Source organism: Sphingomonas arvum (assembly GCF_026013565.1).
GTDB classification, from domain to species: domain Bacteria; phylum Pseudomonadota; class Alphaproteobacteria; order Sphingomonadales; family Sphingomonadaceae; genus Sphingomicrobium; species Sphingomicrobium arvum.
In genome coordinates this window covers 1,197,666-1,211,586 of the sequence record NZ_JAPDOB010000001.1, presented here as the reverse complement: position 1 = coordinate 1,211,586, position 13,921 = coordinate 1,197,666, and the positions used below count along the sequence as shown (strand labels likewise).

At 66.2% G+C, this 13,921-nt stretch carries 12 protein-coding genes and 1 tRNA gene; 6 read left to right on the top strand and 7 right to left on the bottom strand.

Annotation, left to right across the window (positions count from 1 at the left end; all coding sequences use genetic code 11):
• Positions 1-16: 16 nt before the first annotated feature.
• Positions 17-4,408, bottom strand: coding sequence for a PAS domain S-box protein (locus OMW55_RS13935; RefSeq protein WP_407822104.1), 4,392 nt, complete (start codon positions 4,406-4,408; stop codon positions 17-19).
• Between the two features lie 133 nt (positions 4,409-4,541).
• Between OMW55_RS13935 and OMW55_RS06010 the strand changes: the two genes are divergently transcribed.
• Positions 4,542-5,498 carry an NAD(P)H-dependent flavin oxidoreductase gene (locus tag OMW55_RS06010; protein ID WP_264881574.1) on the top strand — a complete coding sequence of 319 codons (957 nt, stop codon included), beginning with the start codon at positions 4,542-4,544 and terminating at the stop codon, positions 5,496-5,498.
• Here the strand turns inward: OMW55_RS06010 and OMW55_RS06005 are convergent.
• The 4 genes from OMW55_RS06005 to OMW55_RS05990 all read right to left on the bottom strand — a co-directional run bounded on the left by OMW55_RS06005 (position 5,491) and on the right by OMW55_RS05990 (position 7,886).
• Entirely contained in the window at positions 5,491-5,922 is a 432-nt protein-coding gene (locus OMW55_RS06005) for an acyl-CoA thioesterase (RefSeq protein WP_264881572.1), read from the bottom strand. The genes OMW55_RS06010 and OMW55_RS06005 overlap by 8 nt on opposite strands.
• On the bottom strand, positions 5,919-7,064 hold the full coding sequence (locus OMW55_RS06000) for an iron-containing alcohol dehydrogenase (protein ID WP_264881570.1): 1,146 nt from the start codon (positions 7,062-7,064) through the stop codon (positions 5,919-5,921). Before OMW55_RS06000 ends, OMW55_RS06005 begins: the two co-directional genes overlap by 4 nt.
• 39 nt (positions 7,065-7,103) lie before the next feature.
• Positions 7,104-7,601, bottom strand: a complete 498-nt coding sequence (locus OMW55_RS05995) for a DUF1465 family protein (RefSeq protein WP_264881569.1) — start codon at positions 7,599-7,601, stop codon at positions 7,104-7,106.
• Positions 7,602-7,688: 87 nt separating this feature from the next.
• Positions 7,689-7,886: a YdcH family protein gene (locus OMW55_RS05990; protein ID WP_264881567.1), complete on the bottom strand. Its 198-nt coding sequence runs from the start codon at positions 7,884-7,886 to the stop codon at positions 7,689-7,691.
• Positions 7,887-8,017: 131 nt separating this feature from the next.
• On the opposite strand from OMW55_RS05990, the gene OMW55_RS05985 reads away from it, so the two are divergent.
• Complete coding sequence (locus tag OMW55_RS05985) at positions 8,018-8,185, top strand: YdcH family protein (RefSeq protein ID WP_264881565.1); 168 nt, start codon at positions 8,018-8,020, stop codon at positions 8,183-8,185.
• Positions 8,186-8,230: 45 nt separating this feature from the next.
• Here the strand turns inward: OMW55_RS05985 and dksA are convergent, their stop codons facing one another.
• Positions 8,231-8,695 carry an RNA polymerase-binding protein DksA gene (dksA, locus tag OMW55_RS05980; protein ID WP_407822103.1) on the bottom strand — a complete coding sequence of 155 codons (465 nt, stop codon included), beginning with the start codon at positions 8,693-8,695 and terminating at the stop codon, positions 8,231-8,233.
• Between the two features lie 286 nt (positions 8,696-8,981).
• Between dksA and surE the strand changes: the two genes are divergently transcribed.
• Entirely contained in the window at positions 8,982-9,752 is a 771-nt protein-coding gene (gene surE, locus OMW55_RS05975; protein WP_264881564.1) for a 5'/3'-nucleotidase SurE, read from the top strand.
• Here the strand turns inward: surE and OMW55_RS05970 are convergent.
• Positions 9,700-10,554 carry an EAL domain-containing protein gene (locus tag OMW55_RS05970; RefSeq protein WP_264881563.1) on the bottom strand — a complete coding sequence of 285 codons (855 nt, stop codon included), beginning with the start codon at positions 10,552-10,554 and terminating at the stop codon, positions 9,700-9,702. The two genes, surE and OMW55_RS05970, sit on opposite strands and share 53 nt — an antisense overlap.
• Before the next feature lie 185 nt (positions 10,555-10,739).
• On the opposite strand from OMW55_RS05970, the gene OMW55_RS05965 reads away from it, so the two are divergent.
• From OMW55_RS05965 to parC, 3 genes are all read left to right on the top strand, one after another.
• Positions 10,740-11,498 (top strand): NAD kinase, encoded by a 759-nt coding sequence (locus OMW55_RS05965; protein WP_264882021.1) that lies wholly within the window; start codon positions 10,740-10,742, stop codon positions 11,496-11,498.
• A 56-nt stretch (positions 11,499-11,554) separates the two neighbouring features.
• Positions 11,555-11,629 (top strand) — tRNA-Asn (locus tag OMW55_RS05960).
• A 53-nt stretch (positions 11,630-11,682) separates the two neighbouring features.
• Positions 11,683-13,908: a DNA topoisomerase IV subunit A gene (gene parC, locus OMW55_RS05955; RefSeq protein ID WP_264881561.1), complete on the top strand. Its 2,226-nt coding sequence runs from the start codon at positions 11,683-11,685 to the stop codon at positions 13,906-13,908.
• The last annotated feature ends 13 nt before the right edge of the window (positions 13,909-13,921 follow it).

The window sequence follows — 13,921 nt, the reverse complement described above, 5'->3', positions numbered from 1 at the left end:
GCGCTGCCTTCCTTGCCTACTCCGTTGAGCCCGCGCTGGGGCTGACCGCCCGCTCGCCGCGGAGCGCGCCGACGCTGGCGGCGAGATCGGCCTGGCGGAAAGGCTTGGCCAAGCGAGGAAAGGCCGGAGCAAGCCCGTCGACGTCGGCGTAGCCCGACACGATCAGGACTGGGAGGCCGGGCATGCGGCCGCGCAGCCGGACGGCGAGGTCGGTGCCGCTCAGCCCCGGCATCAGGTGGTCGGACACAAGCAGGTCGGGCCGGAGTCCGTCCTTGACCATCCGGAGCGCCTGCTCGGCCGAGCCTGCCTCGACAACCTCGTAGCCGAGATCAGCGAGCATGGAGGCCGTGGACTCACGCACGAGATCCTCGTCGTCGACCAGCAGGACGAGGCCCCGGCCAGCATCACGGGCCGCCGGCCGATCTTCGTCACCAGTCGATACTTCGTCGCTGGAGACTGGAAGCCAGAGCTCGATAGCGGTGCCGACCCCTTCGCGGCTGGTGATGCGGAGCGCTCCGCCGAGCTGCGCAGCAAGGCCGTGGACCATCGATAGACCAAGGCCCGTGCCCTTGCCGACACCTTTGGTCGAAAAGAACGGCTCGATGCAGCGGGCCAACGTTTCCTCGTCCATGCCCCTCCCGTTGTCGGCAACGGATAGCACCACATGCGGTCGACGGCCGAGTTCCGGCAAGTCGGCGGGCGGTTCGTCGACCTGGCGAAGGCTGATCGACAGGGTTCCGCCATCGGGCATGGCGTCACGCGCGTTCACGCTGAGGTTGAGCAGCGCCATCTCAAGCTGGTTGGAGTCGGCCCGGGCGGGGGGCAGCTCGGGCGGCACGTCGACATCAACCCGCACCCGTGGCCCGGACGTGCGGGCGACAAGGTCTGCCATGTCGGTCACAATCCGGCCGACATCCACGGCGGTCGGCTGCAACGGCTGGCGCCGAGCAAAGGCCAGCAGTCGCTGTACGAGGGTCTTGGCGCGCTCGGCGGATTGAAGTGCGCCGTCGATCAGGCGTTGCATCCGGGCGTCGCCGATCGGCTTGCGCTGGAGCAGGTCGAGGCTGCCGATGATCGGGGTCAGCAGGTTGTTGAAGTCGTGCGCAACGCCCCCGGTGAGCTGGCCCATGGCCTCAAGTTTCTGGCTCTGCCGCAAAGCTTCCTGCGCCGCTTCGCGTTCGGCAACGACCTTTTCGACTTCCCGCTCGAGGCTTTCAGTAAGGCGCTTCTCCCGGTCGACGTTGACGGAGGCGACCACCCCGCCGATGACCTTGCCCTCAAGGTCGCGCACGGGCGCAGCCGAGAACCAGATCCAGGTCATGGTTCCGTCGCCGCGGCGATAGTGGGTCAGGAGCTCAGCGGAAGAAAGGTTCTCCGACAGGACCCGGCCAAGCGGATATTCGTGGCCCTCGACCCGCCGACCATCCTCATGGAAGCCGATCCACTCATTGTACGACGCAACGTCCTTGGATGGCAGGACGGGGTGCCCCAAGATTTCCTCGACACGATTGTTGCCGCCGGTGATCTGGCCGGAGGCGTCGGCGAACACCAGGCCCACAGGAGCAGCGTCGATCACTGCGCGCAGGCGAGCCTCGGATTCGGTCAGCGCCTTCCGGGCTTCCACGGCATCGTGGATGTCGGTGCAGGTGCCCATCCAGCGCACGATGGCGTCGTTCTCGTCGCGGATCGGCAGCGCTCGACCAAGCACCCACCGATACTGACCGCTATGGTGCCGCAGGCGGTATTCGATTTCATACGGCTCGCCAGACGCAAGCGAGCGGCGCCAACGCTCCCGCGCTGCGGGCTGATCGTCGGGATGGAACATCCCGGTCCAGCCCTCACCGTCTGTCGAGCCATTTGGTGTGCCCGTGAACTCGTACCAGCGATCATTGTAGAAGTCGTGGAATCCGTCCGGGCGCGTCGACCACACCATCTGCGGAATGGCATTCAACCGCAGCTGCAGATCTCGTTCGTGCTGCACCCGATCGGTCACGTCCGTAAAGAGGATGGCGACGTGCCGGTCGGCTGGGTCGCCGATGCGGAACCCATAGACCTCGAACCAGCGGCCAAGGGCCGCGGCTTCTTGCACGAAGCGCTCGGATTGCCCGCTCACCGCGATGTTTCCGTATCGCCGGAACCAGCTTTCCTCCAGGTCGGGCACCGCCTCGCGGATGGATTTGCCGAGGACCTCTGGCGGCAGCCCGCTCTGCTTGCTGAAGGCCGGATTGATCTCGATGAATCGGTGATCGATCGCTTGGTCGCCGTCGAACATGACCTCGATTACGCAGAAGCCCTGCTCCATCGACTCGAACAAGGCGCGATATCGTTCCTCGCTCGCCCGGAGAGCCGCGTTCTGCGCCTTCTCCTCGGCGATGTTGCGTGCCTCAACGACCGTACCCAGCGCTTGGCCCGACGCATCAAGCAACGGGCTGGCCGTGAAGGCGATCGGGTAGAAGCTTCCGTCCGGAGCGACGAACAATTTCTCGCCGCGGGTCTGCGCGCGTTCGGTGAAGGCCCGGCGAAACAGGCTCTGCTCGGGCTGGTAGGGCGTTCCGTCCGGCAGCATCCGGTGCACGACGCTTTGCAACGGTCGCCCGAGCAGCTCGGCGGCGCTATAGCCCGTCAGCTTCTCGGCGGCCGCATTGGCGAAGGTGCAACGCTGCTCAGCGTCCAACAGGAAGACCGCCATGCTGGTATTGTCGAGAATGGCATTGAGGCGGACCGAGGTCTCGCGAAGCTGCTCCTCGACGCGGCGGCGGTCAGTGATGTCGAAGGTCACACCGGGGAAGCGGATCGGATTCCCGTCTTCACCCATGAGGCAACGCCCTCTGGCGATAACCCAATGAACCGTGCCGTCCGTTGACAGAATGCGGTACTCAGCCCTGTAGTCTACTCCGCTGGCGACCGCTTCGGCGATCAGTTCCTGGACGCTCGCCCGATCGTCGGGATGGATTGCATCCAGATACTCGCGAACCGGCAGACCCTTGGCCCCGCGCTCCGGATCGACCCCGTACATGCGCGCGAACTGGGCACTGGTGAACACCACGTCCTTCGGGACATCCCAGTCCCATGTTCCGATGCCGTTGGCCGCTTCCAGCGTAAAGCGGAAGCGTTCCTCGCTGTCGCGCAGCAGCCGGTCCGAAGCCTTTTCCCGAGAGACGTCCTCAGCGGAGATCGCCACACCGATGATCTCGCCGTCCGCCCGCCGCAGCGGCAGCCAGTTCTCGCGCCAAGTCTTGACCAGGTCCGGCTCGGCGCGGGTCGACCCGCTTATTTCCAGCCCCCAGATCTCACGCCCAGCCAGCACCTCGCGCAGGGTCACCTCCGCCTGGTCGGCCAATTCGGGCACCACCTCCCGCACCGACCGGCCGATGTGCTCGGCGGCAGGAAGGCCGTTCATCTCGGCCAGACGCTCGTTGATCCGCACGTAGCGAAGATCGCGATCCAGCACTGTCAGGCCGACGGGCGCGCTTTCGTAGATGGCCGTGATCTCCTCGGCCGCCGCTCTTGCCTCGGCTTCGGCCCGGGCGCGCTCCACGGCTTGCCAGGTGCGGTTGGCCGTCGCCGCGACCAGATCGACCTCGTCGGCGGTCCACCGGCGCGGTGCGATATCGTGAACCGACAGGATACCCTTCAGCTCGCCATCAAGGACCAGCGGCACGTCAAGCACGGCCCGGATCGCCAGCGCCACGGCGGCAGGATCATTCGCTGCCTCGCTGAACAGGGGGTCGCGGCAACAATCCTCGACGACGACCGGGTCGCCCTTCACGTAGGCGGCAAAGACCTCCGTCGGAAGCACATGCGTCCCGGCGATCGATGAAACCCCTGCCGACAGGAATTCCTCGTGAACCGTGAACTCGCGGCGCCAGACGTCGGGCGCAGAATAGAGCACCCGACTGGCCTGCAGTTCAGAGCCGAGAAGATCCACCGCCATCTTCTTGATCGCGGCAGGATCGCCCAGCCCGCGCAGGCCTTCGTCGAGCCTGATCAGGAAGCGGTCGCGCCGCCGCGCCCCGCGCAGCGCCGTTACGTCCGTGTGCGTGCCCACCCAGTGGATGATCCGCCCGTTCGGGTCGCGCGCCGGGTTCGCCCGGCTGAGGAAGTGGCGATATTCTCCACTGCGACCACGCAGTGCGATCACGTCTTCCCACGGCGTCTCGGCCGCCCTGGCGGCGGACCAGCCGTCCAGTGCGCGCTGCCGCTGCTCCGGATCGACAAGGCTCCAGACCGTCCCCGGGGTGTCGCCGGCCTCGCCCACATATTCGTGCCAGCGGCGGTTGAACCACTCGAAGTTCCCGTCCGGCCCGGCGATCCATGCGAGCTGCGGAAGATTATCGGCGAGGGTCTGCCACATCCCCAGCGGATCCCCGGCCGAGGCCGAGCCGCGAAGTCGGGTGATGTCATCCATGCTCAAGAGTTCCCGCTCGCGCCCTCCTGGGCGCATTGCCGTAACGATCTTCGGTCGCGATAGGTCCTACGGCGGTTTGCCACCGCTGCAAGCCGTTGGTAGCTGCAGCCACCGTTCCGGGAGATAGTTGTCGATGTCCGTGCCCGCCGTTCTCCAACGCCTGCGCCTGCCCGTGATCGGGGCGCCGCTTTTCATCGTTTCCAATCCCGCGCTGGTGATCGCCCAATGCAAGGCGGGCGTGGTGGGCAGCTTTCCCGCGCTGAACGCGCGGCCGCAGAGCCAGCTGGACGAGTGGCTGCACGAGATCACCGAGGCACTGGCGGAGCACGACCGCACGGATCCCGACCGGCCCGCCGCGCCCTATGCCGTGAACCAGATCGTGCACCGCTCCAATGAACGGTTCGAGGAGGACGTTGCGACCTGCGCCAAGTGGAAGGTGCCGGTCGTGATCACCTCATTGGGGGCGCGCGAAGAGCTCAACCACGCCGTGCACGACTGGGGCGGGATCACCCTGCACGACGTGATCGACGACCGCTATGCGCGCAAGGCGATCGAAAAGGGTGCGGACGGGCTGATCGCGGTTGCGGCGGGCGCTGGTGGCCATGCGGGCCGCTGGTCGCCGTTCGCGCTGGTGGCGGAGATTCGTCGCTGGTTCGACGGCCCGCTGGCGCTGTCGGGCTCGATCGCCACCGGCGGCGCTATCCTGGCGGCGCAGGCGATGGGCGCCGATTTCGCCTACGTCGGCTCGCCATTCATCGCCACCAACGAAGCGCGCGCCAGCGACGAGTACAAGCAGGGTATCGTCGAGGGCGGCGCGGGAGATATCGTCTACTCCAACCTGTTCACCGGCATTCACGGCAACTACCTGCGCTCCTCGATTGAGAACGCCGGACTTGACCCCGACAACCTGCCTAGCAGCGGGCCGGAAGCGATGACCTTCGCCGGCTCGTCCGGCGCCAAGGCGTGGCGCGACATCTGGGGGTCGGGCCAGGGCATCGGCGTCATCGACAAGGTCCAGCCCGCGGCCGAACTGATCGGGCGATGGACCGCGGAGTATCAGGCCGCCAAGGCGCAGCTCTGCGCTAGCTGATAGTGGCGAAGGCGGCGCGCCAGGCCTCTGGCCAGGGGGTGGGACGGCGCCCTGCCCGTTCGACGGCGACATGGACGAACTCGCCGGCCGCGGCCGGGTGATCGTGGGCGGGAGCAAACACCCCGATGCGGTAGCGCACCGACGAACGACCGAGCTCAGCAATGGCTAGGCCGACCTCGACGTCGCCGGGGAACTCGAGCCCGGCGAAGTAGCTGCAGCGGGTCTCCACCACCAAGGCAATGGGATCGCCGGCAACGATGTTGAGCAGCCCCTGACCAACGAGCCAGGCGTTCACCGCACTATCGAACCACTGGTAATAAACCGTGTTGTTGACGTGCCCGTAGGCGTCGTTGTCGGCCCACCGCGTCGTGAACCGTTGCCAATGGCGGAAGTCGGCTCGGATCGGGGCCGTTGGCCGGCTCACCAGGCGGCCTCGTAGAGCCGGCGTGCGTCCTCTTCGCGGATCTCAACCGGATTGTTCACCAGCAGCCGCTGCTGCTTCATGGCCTCGCTCGCGAGCAGCGGTGCCTGCTCGAATGCGATGCCGTGATCGCGAAGGCGGGGCTGGAGGCCGCTGGCTGTCACCAGCTCATCCAATCGCTCGATCAGCAGCGCCGCTTTCGATTGATTGCTCTGTCCCGCGCAATCGGGCTCCAGCACCTCGGCTAGCTCGGCATAGTGTTCGCGCGCCGCTTCGGCGTTGAAGGCCAGCACATGGCGCAGCATCAGGGCGTTGCTTAGGCCATGCGGCAAGTGGTGCAAGCCACCGAGCGGGTAAGCCAGCGCGTGGACCCCAGCCACCGGCGCATTGGCAAAGGCGAGCCCCGCAAGGTGGGCGCCCAGCAGCATCGCCGAGCGGGCGTCCTGATCGTGCGGCCGCTCGCACGCGGCAAGCAGGTTTGCGCCGAGCAGGCGCAACGCCTCTCGCGCATACATGTCGGACAACGGGTTCTTGGCCTTGGCCGAAGTGTATGCTTCCACGGCATGGACAATAGCATCGATCCCCGTCGCGGCGGTGAGCGCACGCGGTTTACCGACAGTCAGCTCGGCATCAAGGACCGCCCAGTCCGCGATCAGTGCGGGGCTGTTGACGCCGCGCTTCTCGGCGCCTTCCACGGTGATTACCGCCACCGGCGTCGCCTCGCTGCCAGTTCCGGCAGTGGTCGGAACCAGGGCGAGCGGCAGGCGGATGCCCCTGACCAGGCCGACACCCCAGATGCTGTCCAGCTCGTCGCCGGAGCCGAGCAGGTAGGCCGCGAGCTTGGCCACGTCCATCGGACTGCCACCGCCGAACCCGACGACGCTGGCGGCCCCGGCGACCCGACCCTGCTCCACGGCGGCGAGGAGGGTAGCCTTCGACGGATCGGCTTCGACGGCATCGAATAGGGTGACGGCCCGGCCGCTGCTCTCGAGAGCCGCCAGCAGGTCGTCGGGCAGTCCGAACCGCCGAACGTCGGCGTCGGTCACGAATAGCACTGGCCCGAACGGCAGCTTGTCGACCAGCTCGCCGCTGCGCCCGGCGCCGTTCAGTACCCGGGGTCCAGGGTAGAAAGTGAAGGGGGTCATGGCCCCGCTCCTACTCGCCGGCGCTGCGGAATCCAGCGCCTATTGCGAGTCGCCGCTGCCGCGCCGAAGGTCCCGCTCCAGCCGCCCCATCAGCGCCCGCGCTGGGCTCGGCACGGGTGCCTCGTCGAAGCCGTCCTCGTCCAGCCGACTGACGCGCGCATAAAGGTCTACGCTCGCATTCACGAGTCGCTGGGCCGATGGGGGCAGTTGCTGAACCACGGCGTGGTCGCTTTCGGCCGCGTGGCCCAGCCGCCGCTCAGGCCGGCGCTCGACCCCCGACGGGAGCTCACCGCTTTCCACCGCCCGTTGGGTCAGCAGCCATGCAACGATGTGCATGATGCGAGTCGTCACTTTGAGCGATTCGCAAGCGAAGCCGACGCGGACGAACGGATCCAGTTCCGACCGCTCGCCACGGCCCTCCTGGTCGAAATAGGTCCGCGCCTCGTCGGCCAGCAGCATGGCCTCGGTGTACAGGCTTTCGATCAGCCGCGGAGTGATGCGGGCACGCGCGCTGGACTGATCAGACGGATCGAACATGAGTGCGTATCTGACAGCAAACGAGCCCCGTGAAAACGGGTCAATGCTCCCGATGTGTCAGGTTTGGCGCGTCGCCGCCGGCACAGCTCAGGCGATGATGTCGGGCACCGCCTGGTCCTCCAGAAAGGCGATCTCGTCCTTCAGCCGTAGCTTGGTACGCTTCAATCGCGCCAGTTCCAGCTGATTGCCGAGCGGCTCAGCCCTGAGCTTGGAGAGCCGCTCGTCAAGCACACGGTGCTCGGCGCGGAGTTGGGCCAGGCGGGCCAGCGGAAGGTCGTCGTTCACGCCCTTCCCCTAGCGCAAGCAAAACGGCGGAACGAGAGCCGCGCCGCGACCAACGGATCGTTTGCTGCGAGACAAAGCCACGGTTCTATGGTTTTCTGATGTGGTCGCTACCGACGAAGGGAATGACACAGATGGAAAAAGCACACGTCGACGCCCTCGCATCCAAACATGCCGCTCTCCAGTCGCAGATCGACGCGGAAGAGCAGCGACGCTACCCCGACGCCGTGCTTCTTCACCGGCTGAAAAAAGAGAAGCTTCGCCTGAAGGACGAAATGCTGAACATCAGTCTCGTCCATTAGAATTTGCGCCGCCCCTCCTGTCCACGGACGGGAGGGGCGAACTGGTCAGTCCTCGCGGCTGACCTTTTCGATGCGCTCGTGCCGCTCCTGCGCCTCCAAAGTCATGGTGGCGATCGGACGCGCCTCCAGCCGGCCCAGGCTGATCGGTTCGCCGCTTACTTCGCAGTAGCCATATTCGTCGGCGTAGAGCCGGCGGATAGCGGCGTCGATTTTAGCAATCAGCTTGCGCTGGCGGTCGCGGGTGCGAAGCTCGATGCCCCAGTCGGTCTCGCTCGAGGCTCGATCGGCGAGGTCCGGCTCACGAAGCGAGTCGACCTGGAGCTGGGCCATGGTGGCCCGGCTCTCTTCGACGATTGCTTCCTTCCAATCGAGCAGCTTGCGCAGGAAGTAGGCCTTGTGCGCCGCGCACATGAATTCTTCGTCTTCGCTCGGCTTGTAGCCGGGCGGCAGGATTACGCTGTCGAACGAAGTGGGCTGATCCCCGTAGATCTCGACCAGAGCCGTGGCCATAGTCCCCTCCCTTAGGCCCGTGCGCAGGCACAATCGCCGCCACGAGGCTTCACAAGCACGGCGCTACCGCTATCCGGGCCACCGGACAGCCGGAAGCGAACACTAGACTTTTCCGGGACTTAGGACCCGGGCAAGTCGGCCATTCCCCACCGGCGCCTATACTTTCGGTTAAAGTTCCGAACAAGCACCATATCAAAGCAGAAAGATGTAAAACGTCGTTCTTGTTGCTAAAATGGCGCAAGTTGGGACACTTGCCGGGTCGGGTCCGCTCCGCCATGGCCCGTTCATGCGGATTCTTCTCACCAACGACGACGGCGTGAACGCCAGCGGCCTTAGGCTGCTGGAAGAGGTCGCGCGCCGGTTCTCCGACGACATCTGGGTGGTAGCACCGCTCGAGGAACAGTCGGGGACTGGTCACTCGCTGACGCTGACCCGCCCCATCCGGCTGCGCCGGCTGGGCGAGAAGAGGTTTGCGGTCGCGGGAACGCCGACCGACTCGGTGCTAATGGCGCTGTTCCACGTCATGGAGGAGGCGCGGCCGGACGTGATCCTTTCGGGCATCAACAGGGGTGCGAACTTAGGCGAGGATGTCACGTACTCAGGGACGGTGTCGGCCACCATGGAAGGCGCGCTGGCCGGGGTGAAGTCGATCGCGCTCAGCCAGGCCTATGCCCGCGAGGGCATGGGCGACACCGTACCTTTCGCGGCGGCGGAGGTGTGGGCGGAAAAGGTTCTTGGGCCCCTGCTGGAATCCGAGATGCCGGCCGGCACGCTGGTCAACGTCAACTTCCCCGCCTTGCCGCCCGAGCAGGTGCAGGGCGTCCGCGTCTGCCGCCAAGGCATCCGCGACTATGGCCGCACCAAGATCATCCAGCGGACGGACCCGCGCGGCTTTCCTTATTATTGGCTGGGATTGGGACCCATGGTCGAGACGCCCGGGCACCAGACCGACCTTGAGGCCGTGGCCGACGGCTTCGTGTCGGTCACGCCGCTACACCTCGACCTCACGCACGATCCTTCGCTGGCGGCGCTGACGGCCCGCTTCTCGCCGCGCTGACGAAACGGGCGAGCGCCTCCTCGTCGAGCGCCTGGGCGCCAAGGAAGCCCTGGTAGTAGTCGCAACCCCAATCCTGCAGGAGCGCCAACTGGGCTGGGTCCTCGACCCCTTCCACCAGCACCTGGAGACCCAATTCACGGGCCATCGCAATCAGCGCCCGGACCACGATGCGGTCGCGGGTGCCGCCGACCACGTCCCGGATTAGCGCCCGGTCGATCTTGATGAGGTCGAGCGGCAAGGTGGTGAGATAGGCAAGGCTGGCGTAACCGGTGCCGAAATCGTCCACCGCAATGCGGACTCCGGCAGCGCGCAGCCGCGCCAGCCGCCCCGCGGCGGCGATCGGGTCGGCGACAAGGCTGCTTTCAATGATCTCCGCGGTGATCCGCTGCGGATCGACTTTGGCCGCGGTGATTTCGTCCAGCAGCCAGCACTCGTAACCAGGACGGGCGAGATCCTCGGCAAGCACGTTTACCGACAGTTTGAGGCTCGCCAGGTCGCCCGTCCAGCGTCCCGCGGCCTGCAAGGCCTTGCGCTGCATGGTGCGCGATAGCCGTTCGGACAGACTGGCGCAGTCGGCGCGGGCGAACAGCTCTTCCGGGGATGCCACCCCAGGCCACCTGGCGAGAGCCTCGACGCCGATCACCGCGCCACTTCGCACATCGAATTGCGGTTGGAAGTGAAGGCCCAGGTCGTCACCCGCCATGGCTTCCTCCAACGCCTTGTCGGGAAGCGGTGGAAGTGGCGCGGCAAGACGATCGGACGACCGCTTGCCGCGCCGGGGGAAAGTGCAGGACGCAACCATGCCGCGTTGTAGGTCACGTGGCTTGTGATGGCATCGGCCCTGTCGAGGGCGTGCCACAACGGGACGGTGGCGCGGGTCCCCTTCCCTCCCTATGCTGCGCCGCCAGCGACAGGAAGGAGACGAGGTTGAGCGCCGAACTGCTGTCCAGCAGCCACGCGGCCGAGCGCGACCTTGCCGCTCGGGGTATCGCCTTGGTCGCCAGTCACAACGAGGCGGCGCAGGCGGCCGCGGCCATGCTCCGCCGGCGATACAGCTGGGCCGAAGAACGCGATGCGAGGGTGCTGGTGGCCTTGGGCGGGGACGGCTTCATGCTCCACGTGCTGCACCAGATGCTGGATGGCGGGGAGTTCCGCCCGGTGTTCGGGATGAACCGCGGCACGGTCGGCTTCCTTATGAACGAATGGCGCCTGGACCGGCTCGCCGACCGGATCGGGAACGCCAAGATGATCAGCGTCGCGCCGCTGACCATGATCGCCCGCACCATCCATGGCGACGAATGGACGCACGCGGCCATCAACGAGGTCTCCCTGCTCCGTGAGACCCGCCAGGCCGCCAAGATGGAGGTGCTGGTGAACGGTCGTGTGGCTCTGCCGGAGCTGGTCGGGGACGGGGTACTGGTCTCCACGCCGGCGGGCTCCACTGCCTACAACCTGTCGGCCCGTGGTCCGATCCTGCCCCTGTCGGCCCGGATGCTGGCATTGACTCCGATCGCGCCCTTCCGCCCGCGCCGCTGGTCCGGCGCGATCCTGCCGGACGACACGCGGGTCTGCTTCCGCATCCATTCGCCGACCGACCGGCTGGTCGCCGCCGTCGCGGACCAGTTCGAGGTCCGCGACGTTGCCGAGGTGGAGGTCCGGCTCGATCGCGGACGCCAGCTCACGCTCTTGTTCGATCCCGAGCATGCGTTGGACGAACGGATCGCGATGGAACAGTTCGCCTCATGAGGGGCTTGCCAAAGGATTGGCGCTAAGTCATAGGCGCCGGCGTCCGAACGGACTGCTCCCCGATAGCTCAGCGGTAGAGTAGGTGACTGTTAATCACTTGGTCGTTGGTTCGAATCCAACTCGGGGAGCCAAGTTCACCTCCTAGTCCCTTCCGCCCTTCCGGCCCGCTTGCTAAGCCGGGCCAATGGAACCGGACTCCTCTTCGACCATCGACACGCCGTTCGAGGCCGCCTTGTCGGAGCGCTACCTCGTTTACGCGTTGTCGACGATCACGGCCCGGTCATTGCCGGACGTCCGCGACGGACTGAAGCCGGTACACCGCCGCCTGCTGTGGGCGATGCGGCTGCTGCGGCTGGACCCCGCCGGCGCCTACAAGAAGTCGGCGCGCGTGGTCGGCGATGTCATCGGCAAGTACCACCCGCATGGCGATGCGTCGGTCTACGACGCGATGGTCCGCCTCGCGCAGAGCTTCGCCCTCCGCTACCCGCTGGTCGACGGCCAGGGCAATTTCGGCAACATCGACGGCGATAACGCCGCGGCCTACCGGTACACCGAAGCGAAGCTGACTCCGATTGCCATGCAGCTCATGGCCGGCCTCGACGAAGGTACGGTCGAGTTCCGTCCGACGTACAATGGCGAGGAAGAAGAGCCAGAGGTCTTCCCCGGCTTGTTCCCCAACCTGCTAGCGAATGGCGCAAGCGGTATCGCGGTCGGCATGGCGACCAGTATTCCGCCGCACAACGTCGCGGAGCTGATCGACGCCGCCACCCACCTGATCGACAACCCGCACGCCGAGACGCGCGACTTGATGGATTTCGTGTCCGGTCCTGATTTTCCAACGGGCGGCGTGGTGGTCGATAGTCGGCAGGCGATCACCCACGCTTACGAGACGGGCCGCGGCAGCTTTCGCCTGCGCGCCACCGTTACCCAGGAGAAGGAAAAGGGCGGCGGCTGGCACTTGCTGGTGAGCGAGGTCCCTTATGGCGTTCAAAAAGGCAAGTTGATCGAGCAGATCGCCGACCTGATCGCTAACAAGAAGCTGCCGATCCTTGCCGATGTCCGGGACGAGAGCGCCGAGGACATCCGCATCGTACTGGAGCCGCGCAGCCGCACGGTCGAGCCTGAGCTGCTGCTGGAAAGCCTCTATCGGCTGACAGACCTGGAGCTTCGTTTCCCGCTCAACCTCAACGTGCTGGACGCCAATCGCACGCCCGGCGTGATGAGCCTGAAGCAGTGCCTGACCGCCTGGTTGGCGTTCCAGATCGATGTCATGCTGAACCGTTCGCGGACGCGGGTGGCGAAGATCGACGACCGGCTGGAGCTGCTGGACGGGTTCCTGATCGCCTTCCTGAACCTCGACCGCGTCATCGAGATCATCCGCACGGAGGACGAACCCAAGGCCGTGATGATTGCCGAGTTCAGCCTAACTGACCGGCAGGCCGAGGCAATCCTCAACATGCGGCTGCGCTCGCTGCGCAAGCTGGAGGAAATGGAGATCAGCCGCGAGCGGACCGCGCTGGCGAAAGAGCGAGAAGAGCTCGTCAAGCTGATCGAGAGCCCGGCGCGCCAGCGTACCCGACTAAAGAAGGATCTGAGTACCGTTCGCGACAAGTTCGGTGATGACCGCCGCACTCGCATCGAGGAAGGTCCCGCAACCCGTGCCGAGATCGACTGGTCGCGCATGATCGAGAAGGAGCCGATCACCGTGATCCTGTCGCAGCGCGGCTGGATTCGGGCGATGAAGGGCCATGTCGGGCTGGACGACGCCGAAACGCTGAAGTTCCGCGAGGGTGACGGGTTGGCGCGCATCTTCCATGCCCAGACCACCGACAAGCTGCTGCTCGTCGGCGAGAATGGGCGGGTCTACACACTAGGTGGCGACAAGCTGCCGGGCGGGCGCGGGTTCGGCGAGCCGGTGCGGCTGTCGATCGACTTGCCCGCCGACGTCGAGATTGCCGACCTGTTCGTGGTACGCCCGGCGATGAAGCTGCTGGCGGCGTCCACGGACGGCCGCGGGTTTGTCACCAGCGGCGAAGCAGTGCTGGCGGAAACCCGCAAGGGCAAGCAGCTGATGAACCTGCGCGCGGATGCGAAGCTGGCGACCCTGCGCATCGTTCCGGAGGAAGCGGACGCGGTCGCGGTTGTCGGTGAGAACCGCAAGCTGCTGGTCTTCAATCTCGCCGAGTTACCCGAGATGGGCCGTGGCGCCGGCGTGCAGTTGCAGCGCTATCGTCAGGGTGGGCTGGCAGACCTCAAGCCGATCCGCTTCGCCGACGGGCTGAGCTGGAGCATGGGCGGCGAGACCGGACGGGTGCGGACGGAGGCCGACCTGACTGCATGGAAGGGGATCAGGGGAGCGAGTGGCCGCATGGCGCCGCTCGGCTTTCCAAGAAGCAACCGGTTCAGCTGACGGACGAGGTTGG